The sequence below is a fragment of the Maritalea sp. genome (assembly GCF_051251695.1).
Lineage (GTDB): Bacteria > Pseudomonadota > Alphaproteobacteria > Rhizobiales > Devosiaceae > Maritalea.
In genome coordinates, this window is sequence record NZ_JBPOEU010000036.1 from 1 (window position 1) to 24274 (window position 24274).

At 47.6% G+C, this 24274-nt stretch carries 22 protein-coding genes; 6 read left to right on the forward strand and 16 right to left on the reverse strand.

Annotated features, from left to right (window positions below; translation table 11 throughout):
• The 13 genes from ACSHWX_RS16200 to ACSHWX_RS16260 all read right to left on the reverse strand — a co-directional run.
• Positions 1 to 664 (reverse strand): VirB8/TrbF family protein (locus ACSHWX_RS16200; RefSeq protein ID WP_435669276.1); only part of this gene is annotated, 664 nt, incomplete at its 3' end.
• The gene (gene trbL / locus ACSHWX_RS16205) at positions 664 to 1866 is read right to left on the reverse strand and encodes a P-type conjugative transfer protein TrbL (RefSeq protein WP_435669277.1); all 1203 of its coding nucleotides are present in this window, start codon (positions 1864 to 1866) and stop codon (positions 664 to 666) included. The genes ACSHWX_RS16200 and trbL, both read right to left, overlap by 1 nt.
• Before the next feature lie 15 nt (positions 1867 to 1881).
• Positions 1882 to 2646 carry a P-type conjugative transfer protein TrbJ gene (gene trbJ, locus ACSHWX_RS16210; RefSeq protein ID WP_435669278.1) on the reverse strand — a complete coding sequence of 255 codons (765 nt, stop codon included), beginning with the start codon at positions 2644 to 2646 and terminating at the stop codon, positions 1882 to 1884.
• Positions 2643 to 3260, reverse strand: coding sequence for a hypothetical protein (locus ACSHWX_RS16215; RefSeq protein ID WP_435669279.1), 618 nt, complete (start codon positions 3258 to 3260; stop codon positions 2643 to 2645). Before ACSHWX_RS16215 ends, trbJ begins: the two co-directional genes overlap by 4 nt.
• Entirely contained in the window at positions 3257 to 4372 is a 1116-nt protein-coding gene (locus ACSHWX_RS16220; protein ID WP_435669280.1) for a hypothetical protein, read from the reverse strand. Before ACSHWX_RS16220 ends, ACSHWX_RS16215 begins: the two co-directional genes overlap by 4 nt.
• Complete coding sequence (locus ACSHWX_RS16225) at positions 4342 to 6792, reverse strand: hypothetical protein (protein WP_435669281.1); 2451 nt, start codon at positions 6790 to 6792, stop codon at positions 4342 to 4344. The genes ACSHWX_RS16220 and ACSHWX_RS16225 overlap by 31 nt, the downstream gene beginning before the upstream one ends.
• Entirely contained in the window at positions 6793 to 7128 is a 336-nt protein-coding gene (locus ACSHWX_RS16230; protein WP_435669282.1) for a VirB3 family type IV secretion system protein, read from the reverse strand.
• A 71-nt stretch (positions 7129 to 7199) separates the two neighbouring features.
• Positions 7200 to 7658 carry a hypothetical protein gene (locus tag ACSHWX_RS16235; RefSeq protein WP_435669283.1) on the reverse strand — a complete coding sequence of 153 codons (459 nt, stop codon included), beginning with the start codon at positions 7656 to 7658 and terminating at the stop codon, positions 7200 to 7202.
• Positions 7659 to 7678: 20 nt separating this feature from the next.
• Entirely contained in the window at positions 7679 to 8707 is a 1029-nt protein-coding gene (locus ACSHWX_RS16240; protein WP_435669284.1) for an ATPase, T2SS/T4P/T4SS family, read from the reverse strand.
• On the reverse strand, positions 8700 to 9266 hold the full coding sequence (locus ACSHWX_RS16245) for a transglycosylase SLT domain-containing protein (RefSeq protein WP_435669285.1): 567 nt from the start codon (positions 9264 to 9266) through the stop codon (positions 8700 to 8702). Before ACSHWX_RS16245 ends, ACSHWX_RS16240 begins: the two co-directional genes overlap by 8 nt.
• On the reverse strand, positions 9263 to 10387 hold the full coding sequence (locus ACSHWX_RS16250; RefSeq protein ID WP_435669286.1) for a hypothetical protein: 1125 nt from the start codon (positions 10385 to 10387) through the stop codon (positions 9263 to 9265). Before ACSHWX_RS16250 ends, ACSHWX_RS16245 begins: the two co-directional genes overlap by 4 nt.
• Entirely contained in the window at positions 10387 to 10914 is a 528-nt protein-coding gene (gene traF / locus ACSHWX_RS16255; RefSeq protein WP_435669287.1) for a conjugative transfer signal peptidase TraF, read from the reverse strand. Before traF ends, ACSHWX_RS16250 begins: the two co-directional genes overlap by 1 nt.
• Positions 10907 to 12688: a type IV secretory system conjugative DNA transfer family protein gene (locus ACSHWX_RS16260; protein WP_435669288.1), complete on the reverse strand. Its 1782-nt coding sequence runs from the start codon at positions 12686 to 12688 to the stop codon at positions 10907 to 10909. The genes traF and ACSHWX_RS16260 overlap by 8 nt, the downstream gene beginning before the upstream one ends.
• Before the next feature lie 392 nt (positions 12689 to 13080).
• On the opposite strand from ACSHWX_RS16260, the gene ACSHWX_RS16265 reads away from it, so the two are divergent.
• From ACSHWX_RS16265 to ACSHWX_RS16275, 3 genes are read left to right on the forward strand one after another with little or no spacing between them, the layout of a single operon-like run.
• On the forward strand, positions 13081 to 14325 hold the full coding sequence (locus ACSHWX_RS16265) for a hypothetical protein (RefSeq protein WP_435669289.1): 1245 nt from the start codon (positions 13081 to 13083) through the stop codon (positions 14323 to 14325).
• Between the two features lie 8 nt (positions 14326 to 14333).
• A complete protein-coding gene (locus tag ACSHWX_RS16270; protein WP_435669290.1) occupies positions 14334 to 15251 on the forward strand; it encodes a hypothetical protein in 918 nt (305 codons plus the stop codon).
• A complete protein-coding gene (locus ACSHWX_RS16275; protein WP_435669291.1) occupies positions 15248 to 16759 on the forward strand; it encodes a sensor histidine kinase in 1512 nt (503 codons plus the stop codon). Before ACSHWX_RS16270 ends, ACSHWX_RS16275 begins: the two co-directional genes overlap by 4 nt.
• A 45-nt stretch (positions 16760 to 16804) precedes the next feature.
• Here ACSHWX_RS16275 and ACSHWX_RS16280 read toward each other — a convergent pair whose 3' ends face one another.
• Positions 16805 to 17596, reverse strand: coding sequence for a response regulator (locus ACSHWX_RS16280; protein ID WP_435669292.1), 792 nt, complete (start codon positions 17594 to 17596; stop codon positions 16805 to 16807).
• A gap of 43 nt (positions 17597 to 17639) precedes the next feature.
• Between ACSHWX_RS16280 and ACSHWX_RS16285 the strand changes: the two genes are divergently transcribed.
• Positions 17640 to 19643, forward strand: a complete 2004-nt coding sequence (locus ACSHWX_RS16285; RefSeq protein ID WP_435669293.1) for a TonB-dependent receptor — start codon at positions 17640 to 17642, stop codon at positions 19641 to 19643.
• 14 nt (positions 19644 to 19657) lie between these two features.
• On the opposite strand, the gene ACSHWX_RS16290 is transcribed toward ACSHWX_RS16285, so the two are convergent.
• Both ACSHWX_RS16290 and ACSHWX_RS16295 read right to left on the reverse strand, forming a co-directional pair.
• Positions 19658 to 20503: a CPBP family intramembrane glutamic endopeptidase gene (locus ACSHWX_RS16290; RefSeq protein ID WP_435669294.1), complete on the reverse strand. Its 846-nt coding sequence runs from the start codon at positions 20501 to 20503 to the stop codon at positions 19658 to 19660.
• A gap of 34 nt (positions 20504 to 20537) precedes the next feature.
• Positions 20538 to 21419, reverse strand: a complete 882-nt coding sequence (locus ACSHWX_RS16295; RefSeq protein ID WP_435669295.1) for a hypothetical protein — start codon at positions 21417 to 21419, stop codon at positions 20538 to 20540.
• Between the two features lie 1485 nt (positions 21420 to 22904).
• Between ACSHWX_RS16295 and ACSHWX_RS16300 the strand changes: the two genes are divergently transcribed.
• The gene (locus tag ACSHWX_RS16300) at positions 22905 to 23144 is read left to right on the forward strand and encodes a hypothetical protein (protein WP_435669296.1); all 240 of its coding nucleotides are present in this window, start codon (positions 22905 to 22907) and stop codon (positions 23142 to 23144) included.
• A gap of 834 nt (positions 23145 to 23978) precedes the next feature.
• Positions 23979 to 24274: ArdC-like ssDNA-binding domain-containing protein (locus tag ACSHWX_RS16305; protein ID WP_435669297.1), on the forward strand; the 296-nt coding region annotated here is incomplete at its 3' end.

Below are 24274 nucleotides of genomic sequence, written 5' to 3' on the forward strand. Positions count from 1 at the left end.
GTGTATCTTTTTCCACAATTAGTGTTGCTTTCATTAGAACGTCAGCGTCAATCAATGTCCCATCATGATTGCGTGTTGTTTCGTACCATTCAACTTGCCACGTACTGCCATCCAATTTCGAAACCTGCCTGATACGAGTTGCGACAGATTTAGTCTGGTTTTTCACAAAGGGGTCATTTGCTCCACTGGTGAAATACCCGTTCAGCTTCTTCTCTGTTGCTGAACCTCCGGGAACCATGCAATACAATCGCGTTATGTTTCGTTTTTGCATGATATTGTCCGGCGTAACCCATCGCCAATGCTCAATGAATTCCTGTAATTCCGGAGCAGTGTTCCTATCTCCTAGTTCCATCGTATTTGTGAGTGGTCCGCCGTAAGTGACATTGCCGTTTTTGTCGACTTCAAGCACATATGGGTCTGTAGTGTTGAAGGCTGCGAAATAGACCACTGCGGTCGTCAGAGCGACAACCGCTAAACTGAGGAAAACGTTCGATGTTGTTTGTTTGGCGATTCGTGCATTCAACTGCGATGTTTTGGAGTTGTAGCCGCGTGTCAGTGAATCAATCAAGGAGTCGTTTTCCTTCAATTCACTTCTTTGATCATTTTCTGGATATTCAGAGTCGATGCCCATGGCATTACCAGGTTCCTGCTGCAGATTGCTCACTATGATTTATCCTTGTTTATGCTGGCTTTTTGGGCGTTCATGTTTGCTGCCATGCGACCACCCATAGTTCCGGAGTTGCCACCCGGGAAGACACCACCAGGTTTTTTCGTGCCCATCAGTGAGCCGGCCATGTCGGCTTTAGCAGAAGATGCAAGGTTGCCTAAGGTGTTGCCTGCTGCCTGGGCAAGTCCACCCATTCCAGACTTTGTGCTTTGTGCAGAACCTAATGATGCTGCAGCACCGACCGCAGCTCCCATACCGGCTGCAGAAGCGCCGCCTGTGGCAGCGCCCTGCGCCGCCGAAGTTGCTGCGCTCATTGCTCTAGAGGCCGTGATGGCTGCTTGGGTGTTTACCCCGCTCAACAAACCTGTTACCGCGTCAGGTGCGCGCGAGGCAAGGATGGCTAGTATGATCCCGAATGCGCATAGCGCCCATGCTTGGGTCATTGTATCGGCGGAATTAACTGTGTAGTCAACCATGACTGTATAACCAACACCAACAAGAACAAGCATGATAAAAATCTTTGTGCACGTCGCCAGAACGTACTTGATGTAAGCAACTGCGTACCCGCTAGTCCAGCGTGAACCGCCGAGTGCAAGAAGAAATATGCCGCCATAGCCGACGATGTAGAATTCAGCGAGGATCAAAGCCATGTTTGCTGCTACAACAACGAGCGCTACAAAGGTAATTACAGTTGCTGTGAAAATACCCAGTCCAGTGCCCATCTCCCAGACAGACCAGTTTGTGGCCGAGCGTTTCATAAGGTCGATCCCAAGATCTATTACCTTATCGGGACTCATAGCATTGAAGTTAGTCCCTCCTGCGCTTGATCCAAGCTGGACCATCGTATCGAATATCTGCTTTACCAGCGTTGGGCCATACCCTAGAAGCCAGAAGAAGAAACCAACAAACGCGATCCTGACAATGATCTCTCGAACTATCCCGTTCAGACCTTCATCGTTAAGTGCAGAGAGAACCAGTGTCCATGCAAACTCGATGAAAACTAGGCCCCAAAACGTCCCTTTAAGCAAATTTCCGATGCTCGTTTGGAACGCCCGCATTTGAGTGCCAAATTGACCGACGACGCCTCCTAAAATGTTGTCTTCTGCCATTTGTGCAGAAGCATCAGTTGCCAGTAGCAGCAACACGATCAATACTGCAAGTGGGAACGTAAACCCTGGTTTCATGACTCTCGTGAACATTGCTCTATTCCTCTGTCACGGGCGTGGAAGGGCTGCATCGTTATCCAAAATGGTTGGCAAGCCTAGGTCGCGATTGATCCAGCTATCAAAAGCCTCCTTCTCTGCTTTCATGGATTGCTTCATTGCAAAATAGCTAGCATTCAAGTTGCTTTGCTCCATGATGATCTCCTTGAGACTATGTATCTGCTTGATCTCCTCTACCGCTATTTCCTGACCAATTTGTAGTGCCTGCATTCGTCCACTGGCACTTCTGGACAGGTTTTGCAAAGTGCTAAGGCGAGCCTCAGACGTAGCAACATCTGCGGTATGGAGGCCATGAGCTTTCAATGTATTTTTGATGGTGTCGAGGTGTGATGTGCTCCAGTCTTCGAAGCGTTGATTCATATCACCGCGATCTATTCCACCTGCAGCTGTGACTAGGTCATAATATTTATCGAAACCACCAAATCTATCCCGCATGAAGGTGTCGAGATCAGCGTAGGTGTGCGCCAAGGCCTCCCCTTCTCTTACTACGTCCTCAATATTGCGCAGTATTGTGAACACGTCACCGACACCAGGTATGAGGTTAAAGTTGTTACCTAGTAGTTCGCCAATCTTGTTGTTGGCAAGCTTTTCGTAGTCCTGAATAGCCGCTTCAGCTGTTGAGATGGTGTCGCTTATTTGCTGAATTTTGGCAACGATAACTCCCGTCGCTGCCTGGGTTCTCTCTGTTGCAATGTCACCGGCAAATGCAACTGGCGCTATCAGAGATAGAGTGAAGAGTGTAATAAGAGATTTCATTGTTGCTCCTTGCTCAGCGTACCTTCAAAAGTAAAAAATGGAGGATTGCCGCCACGTAGGTTGACAGTGTCATCTGACCCGAATGAGAGGAACTGAATAAGACCGCCTTCATCCAATAGGTTTACATACGGTACTTCTATCGATGTGTCTCCAAAATACGGCCCACTCGTCAGACCTATCGGGTTGTCGAGTATTTGTACGTCCACAGGGAATTCCACAGACTCATAAAGCGAGGTAGGTAATAGGTTACTGTTCGGTTCATTCAGATCGTATACGCCATCGGTATCGGTGCACTGGTATACATTCTCATCGTCGCGATCATAGACAATGAGTTGTGTTACCGATGACTTGATGCTGGCATTCAATTCACATCCGAGTAGACGTGATGATGGCGCAACAGTGATAGACAGTTCCCATTCGCATTGACGATCTCGATCACTGTAGAACGCTGTGCCTGTATATTCTCCGCGTAGCTGCGTGTAGTAACTGTTTTCACAAAGGTCGCCGTTGTTAGGTCCAATATCAACCGTGGAGCTACCAGAACTACCACCGCAAGCCTGCAGTAATGGAACAGCGATAGCTCCGGTGAACAAGAATTTCATAGGAATATTCATGGTCGTGGTAGTCCTGCTTCGTTGCCCAGGATTGTGGGCCTCAATGGGTCTGGAGTGAGCCTCTGTATATCCACCACACGCCCTGTGTTCGTAACCTGTAATTCGTCCGCGTAGTCCAGAGCCATCATGTTCCCCATGTTGATTTCATGTTCCACCAGCTTATTCCACATTTGCGCAGTGTGGTTTTTGCTCATGTTGTCTATCTCCATAGATTGCATGCGTCCCACGGCGTTTCTGCTCATGATTGAAATCGCAACAACTTCGTCTGCATCGCTGGTTCTCGGTGTCCCGGTTGTAGAAGGTGCTGATGTCTGACTCAATTCGTGCATGCTTTTCATCGTGTCACGAAAGGTGTCGTTCAATGTCTCAGAGACTTCTGAGCGTTCTGCTTCCCATCGAGCGATGGTCAGTCTTGGTTTTGTAAGCATTTCATCAAAGCTGGAGAAGCGGTTCTCAAACTCGGCCAGTTTCGTTGCTGTATCAAAGTTACGACCAAGTGTCTTCGCTGAATCAAAGGTGGCTTTAATTGCTTCCAGGTCTTCTGCTATCGCGCCCCACTCCTCACCAAGAATCATGTTTGGTGTGTTCTTTACAGCACGTATCTTCTCTGCTAATACACGCATTTCAGCGATCTTCACAACACTTGAAGGGAGGTCTAGGGCTGAAGGGCATGTCTCGTCATACACAACTTCCCAAAACGGCAAGCATCTGCTGAGATCCAGGTACATGTTTTTCAGTTTGTATGGATCATTCAACAGAAGTAAGCCTGTACCGGCTGTACTTCTGGCAACAGTCTGTCCGATGCTTACAGCAATATCATCCATCATTGCCGGCAGGTTGACACCGCCGATAGTTCCGGTAGCGGTTGTTTTTACTGTCGCCAGGTATTGATCTATTGTTTGTGATGCTGAGGCTATAAGGTTGTTGACCTTTTTAGTTTCATTGATCCGCCATCCCGGTTGGTTCAGCCAAAGATGTGTATCTTCATTCTTGAAATCGCATTCCGTGGGCGTTAAAAGTGGACTGACGCAAACAGCATGAGCTGCAGGCGCAAGAAATGAGAGCAGCAGGACGCTAAAGTTCAGCTTCCTTCTAGGCAATGGTCTAGCCATTTTTCTCTCCAATTTTCAGGGTATTCGCTAATAAGAGTTTTCATCATGGCTATATCCTCTCTAGAGCCGCGCGCAACATACGAAAGCGTTTTCGGGCGAAGATTGAGCTCAAACATTCTTTTGCCGTTAGCGGAAGAGTAGTAATACTGCTTTTGCGGGATACCAGTGGCAAGTAGTTTCATCTCTGTTCTATTGAGGCCCAGAGTGTTCAGGTAGAACGGCCGGTTGATGTCTGATTCGACATCGGGATGAGGCAGTAATATTTTCGTAGCAGTGCTGTCAATGATGGTTTCCACAATGCCACTTTTCATGGCATCCACAATAGATTGTGTGGCCATGACTATTGCAACATTCAGCTTCGCCAGTTTTTTCAGCCAAGCCCGCAGCTTTTCGCGGAAAGTCGGATGATCGAACATCATCCAGCATTCATCCAATATGAGAAGTGTGGGACTTCCGTCTAGTGAACGTTCGATACGCTCAAATAGATACTCCAGCGTAGGAATCAGGATCTTCTCACCAAGTGCAAGTAGCTCTTGTACCTCGAACACCGTGAAGTTGTCTAATTCAGCAGTGTCTCTGTCCCCGTCCAAGATGTGTCCTGCAGTCCCATCTATTGAGTAGTAGGCCATGGCCTCCCGCAGGTCCTTGTCTTGAAGGTTCGATATGAATTCAGTGATTGTTCTTGAGTTGCTGTCTCGCAGTAGCTTTAACGCTTTTTCTATTGCTCTGTGTCTACCCGGTGTGATGTTCAGTCCTTGAAGTTCAATACAAGTCTCCACCCAGTTGACGGTTCTTGCAAGTTCAGATGGTGTATCGATGAACTGAAGTGGCATGAGGGTTACCGTCCTGTTGTTCTCTTCGCCATCAGAGCCTATTTCATAGTGATTGCCACCGACGCCTTGGCAGATAGCGAACATTGACATTCCAACGTCAAACGAGACTACTTTAGCGTTTTTGTACTTGCGGAATTGCGCTGCCATGATCGCGAGTAAAGTAGATTTACCTGAACGAGTCACGCCAATTACCAGCGTATGTCCCAAGTCGTTCACATGAAGATTCAATCGGAACGGAGTGCTATTGGGAGTTTCACATTGAATGAGCGGTGGAGAATATTTCGGGTATTTGTTGCAAGAGCAAAACTCTTCGCCTGGCCACGTAGATGCAACAGGAAGTAGGTCTGCTAGGTTGGCGGTCGAGATTTGTGTCTTCGCGACATTCGCACCGGTATTCCCTGGTATTGAGCCAAGGAACGCTTCAGTAGCGTTCATTCTCTCTATCCGACCGCCAAATCCGTGCGCGTTCAGGAAGTTCTTGAAATACTCAGCTGATTCCTCAGCTTCTTCCAATGTGTCAGAGTAGATTACAAATACAGACGTGTATAAGCCTTGGTTTACGTCTCCGCTGCTTACTTCAGCTTGCGCCAACGCTGCATCAGCCACCATATTTGCGGCATCTAGGTTTATGCGAGGATTGGGGTTCTCTGTCAGTTGGTCTTTGGTAGATCGTACTTGTTGGCTCCACTTACGATGGTATTTCGTCAGTGATTCGACTGCTTCAACTCTATCCATATAGATGAAGCGTGTGCTCCAGCGATACCTCATTGGGCGTGAATCGAACACAGCAAGCATGGCAGGTGTGGTATGCGCCTGAATGCCCTCAACACTGACGATACTGATGTGCTGATCACCTACTTGTGGATTGAAAGATGGGTCAAAGTCCTGTCCGCATATCAAGCAATCCAGTTCAATGTTTCTGTCCGGTATTCGAACAGGACGCATGATGCCAGTGGCACAATAGTGTAGAAGTCTCGCAAAATCACAGTACTCGTGGCCTAACTCGTCTTTGTACGGAACGAGCTGTGTAACGGGGAAAAATGAACTCAGGCCACCTTGAAATTGAGACGCCGCCTTTATGAAATATTTGAGTTGTTTCTCTTCCAGAGACTCCTTGTTCGTCTCGGCACTACTGTCAATGATTGCGTCGTAAATTCTCTGTGATGCCTTCGACGGTGGCTTGTACATCAAGACTACAAAAGCGACAGTTTCAAAATGGGCCTCTTGTTCATGTACCGCTATTCTCCTCTCCTCGTCTATCATTTGACTGACTTCATCAGGGAAATGACAATCTTCGCGTCGTGGATAGGTATTTGTCTCTAGTCTCAGTGCCTCGGTCCAACTGGACCACCCGCGACCGAGCGTTTTCATGAGCTCATTCAGCCGATATGACAGCCAGTTCAGGTCGGTCGGGGATGATGACTCATGATCAATGCCAGTGTAGTTCCACGCGACCATCAGTTCACCATCTTTACATTCGATGATGCCTCGTTCAAAGTCGGCGTAGCGAGCGAACTGCATCAGATCGACATATGAAACCGAATCTGGATCGCTTTTGAACAGCCAACTGGTTAATGGGCTAGACATCTATGCGGGTCTCCTGCCTTTCTTTGCAGCTAAAGAGTAAGGATGAGTAGGTTTGTACGTTCGTCTGGCTGGATAAAAACTCTTGTACTGTAGTGATCGTCGATAGACCTCTGTAGCTTGCGGATGATGCTTTGCGGCTTCTCGGAGGCCGCCTAGGCCGACCAGTATTATCAATATGCCCAAGATAGTAGTGATGATAGAAATGCCGCCAAGGATCAGCATTAGGCCCATCAACAGAACCAACAAAGCGGGTGCTCTTTCAGCGCCGAGCACTGTGGCGTGGCGCACTAACGAACGTCGCCACGCTGCTACTCGCAAAGTTGTTTCATCTTCCATATTTCAAATCTCGTATTCAGGTACAACACTGGAGGAGAATAACTCCAGTGTTGTACTATGTTGCGATGTAACTAAACGGAAACCGATGATCCGCGTACAGAAGTGCGAGTAGCATCCTTGGCTGTGCTTCTCATTCTGGACCACATGTAGCGTTGCAATGTCGCAGCAATCGAGGCAATGGAAAGCAGGATGAAAATCGCAATTGCCTGCATTGTGGTGATGCTCGATGTGGACGCTGCACCTCCGAACAAGGAAGTGACAAGCGTAGTCACAAGCACCAGTCCTGCTATAGCGATTGTCAGGAAAACCAACGTCTTTCCGGCACCGCTCAAGTCATTGTTGAATGCCAATGTTCCGAATGCGGTTGCCAGAGCAACTATTGCCACACCATAGGCCCAAGGCCCTGTTATTGATGTGCTGAGAATGCCAATGGCTGTATCCCAGGGCAGCGTTGCTGCTGTAGAAGCAGCGAAAGCGCTGCTGCCAAAGAGCATCAAGCTTGCGGATAAGATGAGCTTGTATATTTTCATGTGTATATAGCCTGTATGAATTAACGTTCAATTGATTCGTAATCGTATTCATCACTGGATGCATCAAAGCCAGAGACTTTGACAATTCGCGGAATCGTACGAACATCGTCTGCTTTCGTGATGTTTACCAACACATGTACTACATCCGCAACTGTTTCACGAATCCAATCGCGGCCCATGCCTCTTGCCTCATCACTCTCACCGCACATACGCTCAAGACGTTTCAGACCGTCCAAGGCGCCTTTGTCAGAGTGAATGGTACACAAGCCCCCTGAGTGACCTGTACCCCACATTTTTAGGAGTTGGTACGCTTCTCCACCCCGAACCTCGCCAACTACGATTCGTTTTGGTGTCGCTCTAAGAGCGCGTCGCAACATGAGTTGCATGCCAACTTCAGGTGACGTTACCCAGCTCAAGCTGTCTTTACTAGAGACATTCAATTCCTTCGTGTCCTCGATGGTCAGCACCCTGTCATCCGGGGTCAGCTTTGCCATTTCTAGTAACAGAGAATTTGCCAAGAATGTTTTGCCGGCAGCAGTGCCTCCGACAATGACGATATTTCGACGGTCTAGAATTGCTTGCTGAAGTATTTGAAATTGCTTGTCCGTCATAACGCCGGTAGAAACAAATACATCCAAGGGCTGAACAAATTTAGCGTGTTTTCTTATACGCATACTTGGCGCGCTTACTGTGGGAGGAATTTCACCACTGATGCGGCTTCCATCTAGGATGAGTACACCGTCTATGTAAGGTCGGCGGTGATCTATAACTTCATTCATTGTGGATGCAACTGTTGATAGAAAGCACTCGACTCTTGTTGGCGGGAAGGATCCCACCCTTTCGCGATCTGAACCCGCACGATCCACAAACACAGATCCGTCAGGATTAACCAGGATTTCCTGAAGATTGTCTTCTTGTAGAAGATCCCACAGGAAGCCTAGTTCTCGCTTCAGTTTTTCATGTGTACGACGCTCTGTGACCGAATATTCAGCTTCGATGGATTCAGAAATATCAGATATGGGGCGTTCAAGGATTGCCGTATCATTCATTGTTTTCGTTCCACTGTTGCATTTCAGAGTCGGTTTGTGCTGACCAAGAACCTTCGATCGTCCATGGAACATCTAGTTCAGAGTATCTTGCTTGATAACTTTTTTGATCGACAAACCGCGTCCACACCTTATCGACGTAACCATTCGTAAATCCGTAGCTCATTGATCCGGTGTTGTATAGGCTCAATGCGACTTTGAGAGCATCATCACCTGTGTATCCAGCTGCTTTTGCGGTTTGAATGTTCTCGACAAGGATTGTCTCTCCAAGACCAATGTTTACACATGGTTCATAGGCACTTTCTATAGTGTGCCCCAAGCGCATTACATTGAATGAGTTGATTCCCATCAAGCCGATATCCACTGAATAGCCATTGTCAAGAAAGTGCGTGGCTATCTCGATAGAACTTTCAACTGAGGTCGGCCGAACCCTATCGCCCTCCCATTTGTTTACGTTTAGTGCCTCAATTTTTCCAGACGATTCCGTTGTCATTATCGCGCTGATTAGCCCGGTGTCAGCGCCCAGTGTTAAACATGAGCTGATTAGTGCGATACTTATCATTTGGATACTTCTGAATAATTTACCGCTATAGCCACGTTTTTGCGGTATAGAGCGGACCAAAGATGAGCCTGCTGTGTCAGTCGTTTGTTAAGGCTTGGACTTTTTGACCAGCCCAGATTTGCAGCCCATACCACTACGTGATCTGCGGATGAAAATCGGTTGATGACAAGCCATGTATTGGCTATTTCGAAACAGATTAGCGCTGCAATAGGCTGCTCCACACGTTCTGGCAACTGTGTAGCACTTACCGCCCTTGATTTTCTGCCAAAGGAAAGAGGCAAGGGAGAGGCTTGAGCGTATACGGTCTCACCGCTGGTACCGGATACCAGGACATTGACATAGCTGATGTCTGAAACCCAAGCTCGAGAACCACCAATTATAGATTTTGATGTGTGAGATAGAATTTCCCCATCTGATTGTTGCCATTCACCATAGATAGATTCCGGCCACACGATTGTTCGTTCGAGTAATGCCTCGCTTCGTTCGAGTTCTTCATGCCGCATAACCATTCTGAATGCTTCGTGTTGCATGTCGGACGGCATGCCACGGTATGTAGAAATACCGATTACTCCATCGTTTTCTAGGGATGGTGGCTTTGCAATAGCGTACGAATTGCAAAGGAGTGATAGGAAGGCGACACCTGCGAACTGGATTCTGCTTGTTCGTGTGATCTCGTATCCAAGCAAGCTGAATACGCCGATCAGTAGAAGCATAGCTGCAATACCAAAGTTGCCTGCACCAGGAAATAGAATTCCAGCAAGCGCAATCGGAGTAGCGATGCTTACAGTAGAAAAAGGCGGAATAGACAGAGCTACTACTGATGAAATTGTTGTCCATGGGCGCCATTTTGGGGAAGCGGACAACCCAATTGCAATCACGATTGAATTGATAGTGGCCGGTATCAGCCAACATACAAACGACCATTGAAGGCTTTGCGAAAAATCAAAAGCAGCCAGGCCCGCAGGTAGCAATGCGATAGCGTAGAAACAGAACGCCAGAGCAGCACTATGGATGAGTCCCACACCACTGGAAATTGGAAAAACAAGCAAGATAGACAGCTGTGACCATGGCGGTCCAAACGCATAAAGTGTCCCGCAAACCATCAACAGTAAGCTGCGCATCAGAAGGTCCATATGGGCACCACTTTGAACATGACTAATGAGCGATCTACTGACCCGAAATACCTAGAGTCGAAGCTTGCTTGAAGATGGTCTGATAGCAACCAAACATGCCTGCTATCAGTCAACTCCCCCACTGCCGGAATTAGTTTTCTACCAGAAGAATCTAGCTTGCTTAGTGTTGTGTTTTTCACAGGCGTACCGTTGACATAAACCATGTCCTTAACCTCTACATAGTCGCCTTCTACCGCCATGACTCTCTTTATTACCGGAGTATGACCGTTGCAATTTGTGCTATTCGCCAAATACCCTCGCTCCACTGCCAGCTTGGCTGACTCATTTGGGATGCAGGACATTACTAGGTCAAATTTGTCCCAACCGCCGACTTGCTTTTTGTAAAGCCCGATAGGAAAGCTAGGGGTCAGGTTCACGCGGACCCCGAAGAGCATTAGTAACGCGACTATCAGCGCCGCATTTGAGACGATCATGACAATGAACAGCGATACGCTTTCAGCTCGACCCTTATCCATTTCCCGCACCTAGATTTTGATTGCTGGATGATCCTGTAGTCGTTGCCGGTGATTGTCGTGTGTTGTTGCAGATATCTGAGACTGTAGGAGGCGGTATCTTCGATCTTCTTAGAAGCTCCTCATTGAAAAAATAGGGTGTTTGAACGCCTTTGATTGGTGGTTTTCCAGTCATAAATATAAGCGCATCCCCTGCTTCGGTTAAGCGCTGTTCAGAATCTACAGTCGCAACCTTCATTCTTGATATTTCGTCAGGGGTTAGTAGAGGACGTCCATGTATGCCTTCGTTCTTGTTGCTCGAGTTCGGCACTATCCCCATGGTCTTCGTGGATGAGCTTCTGGTGTGCTCTGTGATAGTGGTTGTACCCACCATGGTCGAGAGCAACTGTGCAGTTTTTGGCTTGTTCGGGGTGTAGGCTATTTTTACTGTCGTATTGGACGTGAAAGTTTCGTACTGCCCATAGAGTCTGTTTAGAGATTCTACGTCTTGCAGAATAATCAATGCTTTGAGACCATAACCACGCATCACATCCATTGACTGTTGAACCACTGGTAGTGCAGGCAAGCTTGAAAACTCGTCAAGCATCAGAAGTAGTTCTCTACGCATGTTGCCGTAGCCTCCTGTTTCTTCAGTAAGCTTTCTGTACAGGATGTTGATGAACATGGATATGTAGTTAGATAGCCTGTCCCGGTCGCTTGGTCGGAGGACCAGGTATAGATCCGTGGGGTTCTCTTCATCAACAAGGTCAAGTATTTTGAAATCACTTCGTTCGGTTGCTGCTGCCAGGATAGGGTCGCGGAATTTACTCAGTGGTGTTGTCATGGAAGACAGAACAGCATTGAATTCCTTGTCTTCTTTTGCCGCCTGCTCAGTGGCTATTTCACGAATTACCTTAGATACAACAGCAGGCCCTACCTGAAACTTGGTCATCTCAAGGAGGTATTCCTTGAAAGGCAGTTCCGGATTTGTTACCTGTGAAAGAAGGTAATTGACGGAAGGGATAGGGCTACCATTCTCGTTCGCCATAGTTAACTCATATAGAATTACCCCTACTAGTAGCGATCTAGCAGATTGTTCGAAATGCGACTTGTTGTCTTCTCCTGATTGTTTTGGGCTGCTCGGTATCAGGTACTCAGCCTGCATCTGAGCTTCCTTTACAGCCGTATTCTTCTCTATATCGATTTCTTCTAGTGAATTGAAACGAACACCTCCCTTCTCCATCTGAGAGGGGTCATGAAACATGACGCGATGACCTAATTCGTACTTCCTGTAGCCTGCGCTGTTCTTCCACAAATCCTTTTTCAGGTCGACCACGAAAGAAGAGCTTTCGTAACTATTCAGATTCGGTATTGCGAGTGATACTGACTTGGATGAGCCCGACGGAGCGAAGGCAAGGACAGAAACGGCTCCCGTATAGATTAAGTATTCCGGTACAGTTCCTTTCTTTGCATCGGGTTCAAGCCAGCCACCGACGATCAATGATGTGCCTGTAGGGTTATTGTCGAGAAGACCTGCTTCCACACAGTCCTCACGAGTGGCCCATTTGGCAGTGCCGTGTCCGTCTTTCACCTTTGGCCTGTCTAGGGTCAGTGAGAGCAGTCCGATACCCGCCACAAAGGTTGCCGCGGCCGTCAGGACGCCGAGCCCCCAAGCTTGCATGAGTGCCATAGGGTCGGCGGAAAGTGCCACTGGCGACCAGCGGAACGCGTCTAGAGACGAGCTTAAGAAGGCTGTAAATGAGCTATCCTGTTCGATATTGATATCGAAGAAGCTCACCAATGAGCTTCGTACAGCTAACACGCACAGCCAGAGTGACAGGCACGCCAAGACACTAAGGTAAACAACACCCCTAGAACTTCGCAATCGCTCATCTACTAGTTGGTGCATACTGCCGTTTCCACGTAAGCCGCCACTTTCATGCGAATGTCAAGTTCAAAGTCAAATAAAAGACTCGACCGATTTCGCAATATGAAGTGTATCAAAAATGATGCATACGATTCTATCATTTTTGATAGATGTAATGCAGGCTACAGTAGTGTAGCTATTTACACCACATTTCCGGTTGCGGTTGCGACTAAGAATCGCTCAGTGATGTCTGTTTATCATCATATATATCAACAGGTTAACGTGAAAAAAGAACCCGTATCCGCCGAGACAGTAGCAGTCGCATGAATGTCGAAGATTCAGATGTTCTGATCGGCTCGCATCAGCTCATAAGTTCGATCGAAGCATTTTCAGAGTCGGTTGCTCAGTTCCTTTTGCCGGTGATCATTTTTGTTGGCCACAAGGATGCTGTTTTCGAGTCCCTTCAACGCAGTTACGCAGGCCTCATTCATGAGAAGAAGTACAGCGGTGCGAGAGCTCACCTGGTCATCTTTGAGGAGGTTCCTTATCACCTGATGACCGATGATTGCCAACTTCCGCCAGATACTGCATATATATTTTGCCTTGATGAAGACCAGGCACTCGAAAGTGTACAGCTCCAGTTTCTTAAGACCCGCATGTCTGTCCGGCTTATCAAGCCGGATGCAGAACAACTCATATGGCATATGAAGAGTCTTCTACTCCTGCAGGATGTGGCCTACGCGAATGGCAGTGAGTTTTTTCCCTCGATGCTATCTGTCGATGCTGACTTTCGTGCAGCTATAACAAAACTCATTCTGTCAGTAGTCGAACTGCAGTCGTGCGTTGTTCGCGTCGACTCACTGGAAATGCAGCGGGACCTGCAAAGCTTTCTGTTCGACATGCTTCCTAGTGTCATTAGACCTTATACATTCAATGTTAGAGTTCCTGATTTAAATCTATCCAGCCTTCCAACGGATCGCATTTGTCTTACCACTCCCCGGTGCGATAGCAACCGTGAGATGAATGACTTGATGAATTCCACTATGCTCAATGATGCGATTGTTCAAAAGCCTGTAATCGCTATCGTGGCCAACACAAGTGCTTGGGAGCCAGATGACTCAGATTTAATCTCACCTATAAACATTCCAACACTAGAATCTAAAACAATCGACGTACAACTCCTCGCTTATTGGTGTTCTGCTTACCGATCCAATGTCGGAGTTTCACCGATGCAGTATTCTCATGGCCAGGTTGAGGAAGCACTTAGAATTTCTAAGTTCGATAGACATGAATTCCTATCATCCCTACTTAGCCTAGGACCGGAGCTTGAAACAGCTGAAGATTCTTTTACAAATTTGATCTCACAATATGAGCGTTTATCTATAGATGATGTATTTGGAGAGGCCGAACAAAGAGTCATGCAGAAACTTCGCGGTCGAAGCCTACTTGTCGACTCCGCTAGTGCCGCCGCAGGCATCCCTAAGGTAACTTTCCACAAGCGAATGAAGCGTCTCGGTGAGAAGCAGACATTGATAGGGCTTCTCTCAAATGAACACAGAATCGAATAGAACGTTCGATGTATGCGAGAAACTTTTGCCTTGGCATCGTATGCATACTGCTGATTCATTACACGAATAACGCTGTTGCTGATACGTTCATCATCACTACTCCTGAGTATGCGGACTCAGCAGCCATTGCAGCCATTGAGGCTGGGATCATGGAAGAGGATCCAGGTGCTAAGCTGATACTAAGCTCTGAAATTCCAGCACACTTGGCCGAAGCCGATGCAGGAAGCAACTCAGTCATCATTCTAGGAGAGGAGATGATCGGAAAAATATCCGAGATGTCGCGTTCTCTTCAAGCAGTTGCCGGAGGTTTTTACGGGGCTATAGATGCCCGGCCGCAGGTACCTACGCTTTCGCTTGATCCTGCTATATCAGTGATTGTGAGGGAAATCCAAAAAACAGGATTCTCCCTTAAACGCTTGGCCACCGTTACAACCAGTCGGGCCGCTACGGATCAAATTAGAAGCAGGTTTGCTGATGCGAAGTTTGAGAATATTGGCCTAGATGTTATAGAAGCTGTAGACGAGCGTTCAACCGCGCGCGCATGGTTTGATTTATTGAAGAAGCTGAATCCAGTTTCAGATGCGGTATTGATAATGGATGATGGTTTCTTAGAGTCGTCTGGCTCTTTCAGGCATCTGATAGAAAGCTCATGGGCTAGGAACATACTCGTCGTTTCGGTAATACCTAAGTATGCACGTCGCGGTGTTTCTATAGGCTTCGTTCCGGATCTACGCAGCTATGGCCGGCAACTTTATGCGATGGCGGAAGTTGCACAGAAAACTGTGCCTTTATCTGGCAACGATATGCAATTTGTCGATCTTCGTGTTCTCAAGCGTGTTTTCAATGAGCGTACGATTAACCACATCAATATTCGGATGCCCGGTGACTTGGACCGTCTGAAGCACACAGACCTGGTGCTCCGATGAAGCGTCAAACACGCCGGACATTTGCAAGTAAGATACTGAGAGGAGTGTTACTCATTACTCTCACTAACCTCATATTTGTTATCGCTGTTCTTGCTTTTGCGCGGCCAACTCTTGTTGACGGAATTACATCAGCATACTTGTCTAGTCTTGGTGAATTCATCAAGGAAGATGCTCGATATGCTCTTCTGGTGCGTGATGAATCAACAACTGAAACCTACGTAGCTGGCATTGCTAAACTGCCGTGGATAGAGGTGTTTGAGATACTTGACGAAGAAGGTCGGCGCCTCACCATTCTAGGTGAGACTAATTGGAAACCTGATACCGATGAGTATGCCAACCATAAATCAATCTTCAGCGTCAATGATTCTTCTCATTTGATCGATAGTATTGTCGTCAGGGATCGTTCTGGTTCAGATGAAGTTATAGGGTACTTTCACATAGCCGTTAATAGAACGCCATTGAATCTGCAGGCGGATAGAGCCTATAACTTGATTATTGGTGCGATATTTGTTGGCTCTATTTTTATCTGGATGCTCACCTCCTCAATGGCGTTTAGGTCTACCAAGTCCATTCGACTAATGAACAGTGAGATAGGTAAATTGCAACCTGAGCATTCTGAACTGATCCCCATAGACGTTTTGCCCGATAGCGTTGAGTTCGTTAATGCCCAAGACGGCATCAATGCGCTCATTAGGCGTATGGGTATGTATCGTGACGACGTAGAAGGTCGGGTCCGAGAGCGGACCCTTGAACTTGCATCTTCACTAGAGAGGAACCGTGAGATTGAAGCGGTTCGCCGATCACTTATCATGAATCTCTCACACGATCTCAAAACACCGTTGACCGCGAATCTAGGCTATATCAACCTTGCTATAGAAGAGTTGGAGGATGGGGGCGAGACTGGGGATTTTGAGAAGAGCACCGTTCTCTATTTTCTAGAGAAATCCAAACTGTCGTCTCTGCTGTTATCTGACGAAATACGAACGCTTCTACAATATTCTGCGGCAACGGACAACTTTAAGTCTTTGGAGTTGGAGAATATAGACGTAGAATCGCTCGTCAAAGAATCCATCTTTGTATCTGCTCATCTATGTTCATCTTCAGAGAATGACCTTGTCTATAATCATATAGGCAGATCACGTTTCATAACGTCACCAAGGCTCATCAAATACATCATTGACGGCATGATAAGTAATGCCCATAAAGCCTGTAAACGTGGAGCCGTGACAATAACAACAGAGGTTATCGACGGTCAGTTGTCACTCGTTGTGCATGATACGGGAACTGGAATTGCCGCAGATGAAATAGAAAAGATATTTGATAGCCACTTCAGTGGTTCCTCACAGTCCCATGTTGGCCCAAGAGGCATGGGGATTGGTTTGTCACTAACACGTTTTTGGGTAGATCAACTCCATGGAGAAATCAGTGTCGCGACACGCGTAGGAGAATTCACACAATTCACAGTATCAATTCGTGAGGGAACGCTTTTTCAAGATGAGGAGGACTAACAAAATATGATTGATGTAAAAAATATGCGGCCAATCAGTTATCCCTTACACATATCGGCTCATGCGGTTTCTGAAATCCTCGTTCGCACTATGGGAGATATTTCGTGTTTCAACAAGTTTCGCGCTTTGGTCGGTAGACCATTTCTTGAGCAAAGCGTCCATACACTGCTGTCTAAATTTACGATTGCTTTCGTACGGTTTTTTGATGTACGCAGTAGCACCACCAAAGATGAAATCAAATTCCTTGGAGTCAGAATCGTAAGCAGTCACTACTACCACGGCTGCATCTGGCATATTTTCTTTCAGGTGCTGGAATACTTCTGCACCACTTTTGCCTGGAATCATTATATCCAGAACAATCAGATCATATTTGTTGTTATTTATTTGTTCAATGGCATGAATCCCGTCGGCCGCGGTCTGAACGCTCATGTATTTTGCGAGAGACATGTCGGTCACTTCCCGAATGGCCTCATCGTCTTCTACGACCAAAGTGCTAATGGTTATATCATTTTGCAGGTAGACACGAAGTTCGCTCAGGTTCGTAGTGTCGAACCTTTTGCTCCCAAAGGGTAGTAGAAATGTGCGAGATTCATTGGCAGCAATGGCGATTGGAATTGCCGGATTCGAGAAACGTTCGTTTCTCGCGATCTCGCAAAGCCGTTGTGAATTTTCGGATACATCAAAAATGACGATACCTGATATTCGTTGCTTGACATCTCTCAATGCCGCGCTCATTTCTGCTTCATCGACTAGAGTGATTTGGAAATGGGATTCAAGATTGCTGCACACATCCGTAAAGAGTGTGCTAGCAGATTTTTGCACGAGGATATTTCTCATTCCATTCCCTTGGCTGCGCTCGATTTGGGAGCGACCTCAATTCTTGTTGCTGATACTTTCATTTTTCTATTCCAGCGCATCCGTCGCTAACGACCTAGACAGCCTCATAGCTGAAGACATCATTGAGTTTACTGAAGGATACGATAAACGAATCAGATTCGCACCAAGAACCGTGGTTGCTATGACACATGAGCAAATTGCAATTTCCGGGGCGTTGAATTTGGGCGAACTTCTTGAGCGCGTAGTCGGCGTACACATCTCTCGCAACGATTCTGGGTATCGAGCAGACAAGTATGTGCGAGGAGTGCAAGAAAACTGGATAGTTCTTCACAACGGAATCGAAATCGAGCGGACACTGCCTGATCTCTATGCCCTGCCCGTTGCAGACATAGAGCGTCTGGAAGTCTTGAAAGGCAGTCATTTCGCGATCTATGGGCCAGCAGCCATCGTTGGAACTGTCAATATTGTAACGTTCACTCCCCAGGAAAACGAGACAACAGTTAGTACGCGCGGAGGCACGTTAGGTACGAGCGAGGCATGGGTTCGGAAATCGACAGAACTAGTAAATGGTGGATATTCACTATTTTTCTATCACTCAAATACCGACGGAAGCCGAGATTCAATAACCAGTGACAGGCAGACAGAGCTGGATCTAGCTCTGGGTGATTCGGCTTCCCTTGCACCTTCAAGAGGATATTTCGATAGGCGACTCACCGATGTAAGACTCACATTTGAATTAGGCGAGAGGTGGTCGTTCAATCAATATTTTTCTGACAGGCAAGCGGGTCTAGGCATAGGCATTGCGCAGGCGATAGATCCGTCCGGACAAGAGAACTTGACTCGTTCTGCAACGAATCTACGGTACTCACGTCAACTCGACAATGGATCGTTGGACGCTCAGGTTGCCTACAACTACGAGGTGGCGACATACGAAGATACTATGTTCTTCCCGCCAGGCACATTGGGTGGACTATTCCCTGAAGGCGTCTCTCAATCGTATGGTCAAACCGGGCAGGAGATTACCGCCAATGCAATTAGACGTTTTGCAATCAACCGCCACTCTGTCGAAGTCGGCATAGGTCTGCGCTATGGAACCGCAACTAATGATTTCGATCGACGAAATTACTTTATACAGAATGGTAGTCCTCTGCCAGTACCGGTCGGTTCAACCCAGGAATTTACCGACAACGACGCGTTGTTCGACAAGGATTACGATAATTTCGGTAGTCATATACTGATTAGAGATCAGTTCTTGCTGACCGGTGATCTGAAGCTAGACGCTGGTCTTCGCATTGACAATGACGAACGGTATGGGACTGTGACTAACCCACGGATCGGGCTCGAGTATGCGCTCGCTCAGTACACGAATCTTACATTTCTCTATGGTGAGTCCAGTATTTTACCTACAGTCATACAACAAACGAGCAACGGTATCTTCACTCCGCTCGGAAACAATGATTTGACTGCATCGAAAATGCGAATGTTCGAGGTAGCAATAGACCATCGTTTCTCACCCTCTACAAAACTTCTAATCAATACATTCGTCTATCGTCAGTCGGCTGGAATTAAAGCCGTTCCCGACGAAGAATCACCAAATGGTAGTTCGTTTGCGAATCTCGACAAAAATGACGAAGGTTCCGGTTTTGAGCTGACTATCGATTGGGGTCCGAACCCTCAATTGAGCCTAAAAGCTGGCCTCGCATTTCAACACAAGTTCAACTCAAACTCTGACAGCGAGCGCGCACCTTCATGGCTCCCATCTCTGGAAGCAACATATCGTTCTCCTTCGCGATGGGAGAGCAATTTTTCCTTATTCGGAGTCTATGGTCGTAGTCGAGAGCTCGGTGACAGCAGAGATGAGATAGGCGACTATACGATTGCCAATATATCATTTAGATACCACGCTCTCGAGAACGCCCCTACCCTTACACTTGATGTTCAAAACGTTTTCGATGCTACCGCAAAAGAAGATGTATCCAGTTCCATAGCTGACGATTTGCCAGTCTGGCCACAGCGAATACTGATAGGCGTAAGAGCAAACTTTTGATCTATAGAGGCTGCTTACGGGTAGCTGAAAAAAAACATGTGTCCTGTATTCAGTGCAACGTGGGCTAGCATTGCCATCTCAAGCTTTCGCGAGTTCATGAAAGCGTACCCGTACAATATGCCTGCTGCGGTGGCCAATAGACCGTATTGCCACCCCCCGTACAGGTGAACGACTCCAAATAGAAGAGATGTCATAAGCAGCGCTATGATCGCTTTGTGGCGTGTTCTCAAGCTCCCTTCGATTGTAGGTTGTACGAACCCTCGAAAGAAGACTTCCTCTGCTACTACGGTAAAAACCAAGTTGCGGATAAACCAGATTGCGACAAGCCATGAGAGGCTAATGTCGAATGTCATGAAATGGATCATCAAACTGAGCAAGTAGATGCACGCACAACCAGCTAAGATGACAACAATTGTGGCGTTCAATGCGCGTCCAAATTCACGCAAGGAGCTGCACAAGAAATCTCTCTTAGCGACTAATAGGAATAGCCCAAAAGAAGGTTTGTCTGCGGTGAATCTCAATGCTGTCCAGCTTGTATTCTCCGACAACTGAGCGTTTTCGAACAGGCTCAAAGTAGTAAAGCCCGGTGCCAGATGTGAAGCCGCAACTAGCGCGGTGATCACAACTAACGTGTTCACCGCGTAGGCTTTCCACTTTTGAAGGCCAAGAGCTGACAGTCGTATGATCAAACCGAAAACGCAGAGAGATAGAAGCCCTATCGGCTGTACCCATCCACTTGCAATAGCGCATATGAGAAAGCACGCATATGGTACAAGCCACGCTTGTTTGGTAGGCATCCAAACAAACAGGATAGACAGTCCTAACAAAGTGATGGACGCCATTTCCAGCATAGCTTGCATCTAATTTATCTCTCGCTATCTGATCTTGGATGCCCTAACTGCAAATAGAGAGTTCGGCTGGGCCACTATCAGTCGTCAGAACCAGGCTGCCTACTAAAAGTATATTCAGCATATCCCCATTTCTAGTGATGACTACTTGCTGACTAATACCATCGTCTGTCTCCACGTTATACAGAGCCCCTTCCACTTGTGTGACGGTGCCTGTTCGAACAACATAGCAACTATCAAGTTCTTGGAAATCGTAAAAGGTAATCGCGCCGTTTTGTTCGATCTGTATGTAGTCTCCTGCTTCAGCAGCCCCCCAATAACCGGCTATGCCTTCACCTGTATCTTCAGTTGTTTCATTGGTTAAATCTGCTAAGGTTGCTAGTAAGTGGGCAGTAGCGGTATCGGCAGGTATTAGCGATGTTGAATCAGAACCTGAATTTGCCACAAGGTTGATGACATCTGGGTTTGCTGCGAATTCTTCTATAGGTACGTCAAAGTTTACTGCCGATGCAACCAATGCCGCTTCAACAGGAATTTGAATGCCGTTAGATGTATCCGCGTCTTCATCTAAAGATTGCAACAGTCTCGCTACATTGGTTCCTAGCGCTTCCGAATAGGTACCACCAACAGCCATTTCAATTGGAGTGATTATATCGCTCGTCATTACAGTTGGAAAAAACAACTCACCAATTCTGAATTGGATAGTTTCTCCAGCTGTATAGCTGAAAGACCCGTTAACATCAGTAGTGCCTGTATTTGTAGCTGTCGCATAATCCAAACCGGAGACGGGGCTGTCTATAAAACGACCTTCCAGGAACGTTGAGTCTGATTCTTCAGTGGTGGAGGTTTCTTCTGTATCACTGCTACACGACGCAATTAAACAAGAAGCTATCGCTATGGCAATGTATTTCGGTTTCATCGTAGTCATTTTGGTATTCCAATATCTTTAGAAAGTGTATAGGCGAGGGTTGGCGGCTAGAAGATGAGCCAACGAAAAGCAGCCTAGTGTGGATGATGGATCAACTTTATCAGAACATTGATTAGGACTGAAATGTTTGTTGTTTATGAAAAATGGTGCTATCGAGTCACGAATATATCCAGTTGTTTGACCAAAAAGTGCAAACTACTTGGGTGCCGGCTGCGCCGTCGGGCTCTGCCGGGATTCCGCCTATCGGCTTCAGTGCCTGCGGCACCAGGGTGGATCCACCCTGCCCCTCTGATCCCTCACCCTCTTGCACCTGCCGGTGCGCTACAGACCAGTAGGAGAAGCGCGCAATCGTTTTTGTGTCTCACGATGTCTTCATCGTCGCCTTTAGCTTCTTTTACGATACGTATAGCCAATCTGCCAAGCCGTTAGGGTAAGAGTTCTCCCGTTTTTGTCGTTTTGCTAATCGCTAGCCATTCATCAGGGCTGATTAGGAGATCAAGCTCAGCAGGTCATACATGCGATCGTTGGCTCGGGCTACTTCATAACCATGATTATTTCCTTGTCGTCGGGTGTATTCACTCAACATGTACGCTGAACTATCGCCCGAAGCAGGCTCCCAAAAGGCCGGGTAAATGCGGTGGCCGCTCCCGTGTAGTCAATCGTCAGATATGAGTGGATTACGCAAAGCGTAATCGGTGATTGAACGATCTCCGGCCCGCTCATTTCGCTACCGCAGCCTTTCGGTTCACCTTCTTACTTCGGTCGTTTGTAAACGCGAGTCTCGTACTCAACACAACCAACTAACACAGGAAAGATGACTCATGGCTAACAACAAGAAACCCGATTTCTACGTTTTCACGAAAGCTGGAAAGAGCGAGAGCGCCCCGAATCGACAGATCGGTGCAGCCTGGAAACATTCAAAAGGCGACGGTATCGGAATTGTTCTTTTCGCAACTCCTGTCTCCGGAGAGATGGTCCTCTTTCCACCAAAGGAAGACGAGGCGGCTAGCGATAGCTAGAAGGCCGGGAGCCATCTAAAGGTGGCTCCCTTTATCAATTTCGCTAGTTGTCGCGTATCTACAGAAGTATGTCGCTCTGCGCTGCAGGTCGTGTTGTGTTGATGCGCCCAACGGCGGATTCGCCGTCCCCCGCGTGAGCTAGGCTTCGCCTGGCTCCCTTCCCCCTCGCTACTTGGTCGAAAACAGCTCGACCAGGTAGCTCCCGACAAGACACTCACTGGATACGGATAAAGAGTGGCCATCGTGGCCACAGTGGAAAAGTGTCCCTGTTGTCTGGTTGCTTAGGGGCGCTGCCCCTGGCGCGTGCAAGCCGTCTCCCCTATCTTCCGCGCTCCTTCGTCGCTTGTGCAGACAGGGGACTCCCCTAGCCTTGCACTTGCCCACCCCGGACTTCGTCAGTCGGCCAGAGGCCTAAGCAGCGGCATTCGCCGCTCTTACGCTTCGCTATTAACAGGAATACCGAGTCATGGCTCTTGACTATACAATTTCGTCATCCGACCGTTGCGACATGGGGCATCCAGATTTTGATACGAACAACAGGCCTTACTCAGATGCTGAACTGGATTATCTACAGCAACTAGACAACGCAGTAGATAACGCGTTTAAACGAGCAGGCCTTGATAGAAAAACAACTCCAACAAATAACTGGACTAAGGATATCCGCTCTGCGATGGACCTCTTCTATTCAGAGTCAGGTATCAGTTAACTAGCTACAAATACTACAGGATGCACAATGGATATCATTACACTCGAACAAATAAGGATTGCCGCGTCGTCTGCTCTGCGGGGACGAAAGCAACTTGAAAAGCTGCACAAATCCTATGTAGCATCTACCAATGCTGGAGGAATGACGAGAGCCAAGACTACTACGTACAATGCACGTACTGCGGATATTGTTCAGAACCAAATAAAGCCAAATGAAGAAACTATAAGACGACTCTCTAAAAGCTAATAGCCGTAAAGTAAGTGACGTGCTTTCCTGACGAAGGCTTCTGCTTGGAATGATACATGTGACTGGGGTGCCGGCGTTGCCGTCGGGCTCTGCCGGGATTCCGCCTATCGGCTTCAGTGCCTGCGGCACCAGGGTGGATCCACCCTGAGCCTCTGATCCCTCACCCTCTTGCACCTGCCGGTGCGCTACAGAAGTATGTCGCCCTGCGCTGCAGGTCGTGTTGTGTTGATGCGCCCAACGGCGGATTCGCCGTCCCCCGCGTGAGCTAGGCTTCGCCTGGCTCCCTTCCCCCTCGCTACTTGGTCGAAAACAGCTCGACCAGGTAGCTCCCGACAAGACACTCACTGGATACGGATAAAGAGTGGCCATCGTGGCCACAGTGGAAAAGTGTCCCTGTTGTCTGGTTGCTTAGGGGCGCTGCCCCTGGCGCGTGCAAGCCGTCTCCCCTATCTTCCGCGCTCCTTCGTCGCTTGTGCAGACTGGGGACACCCCAAGGCTTGCGCTTGCCCACCCCGGACTTCGTCAGTCGGCCAGAGGCCTCAGCAGCGGCATTCGCCGCTCTGTTTCCCATTTCATTTGGAGGTGTTCTTGGCTACTCAAATTGATATCCATGAGGATGTGACTAACCGAATTCTGGCAGAGATGGAGAAAGGTCGGATTCCTTGGGTTAAGGATTGGACTTGCGCTGGTGGGATCATTAGCCGAGTCAGCAAGAAACCGTATTCCGGCATCAACCAACTGATACTTGGCATGGCGGGGGTTTGTTACGGTAGTCAGCAATGGCTGACATTCAAACAAGCCAAGGCATTAGGTGGGTCTGTTCGGAAAGGCGAAAAAGGTACTCGTATAATTTTCTACAAGAAACGAATCATCAAAGATGATAC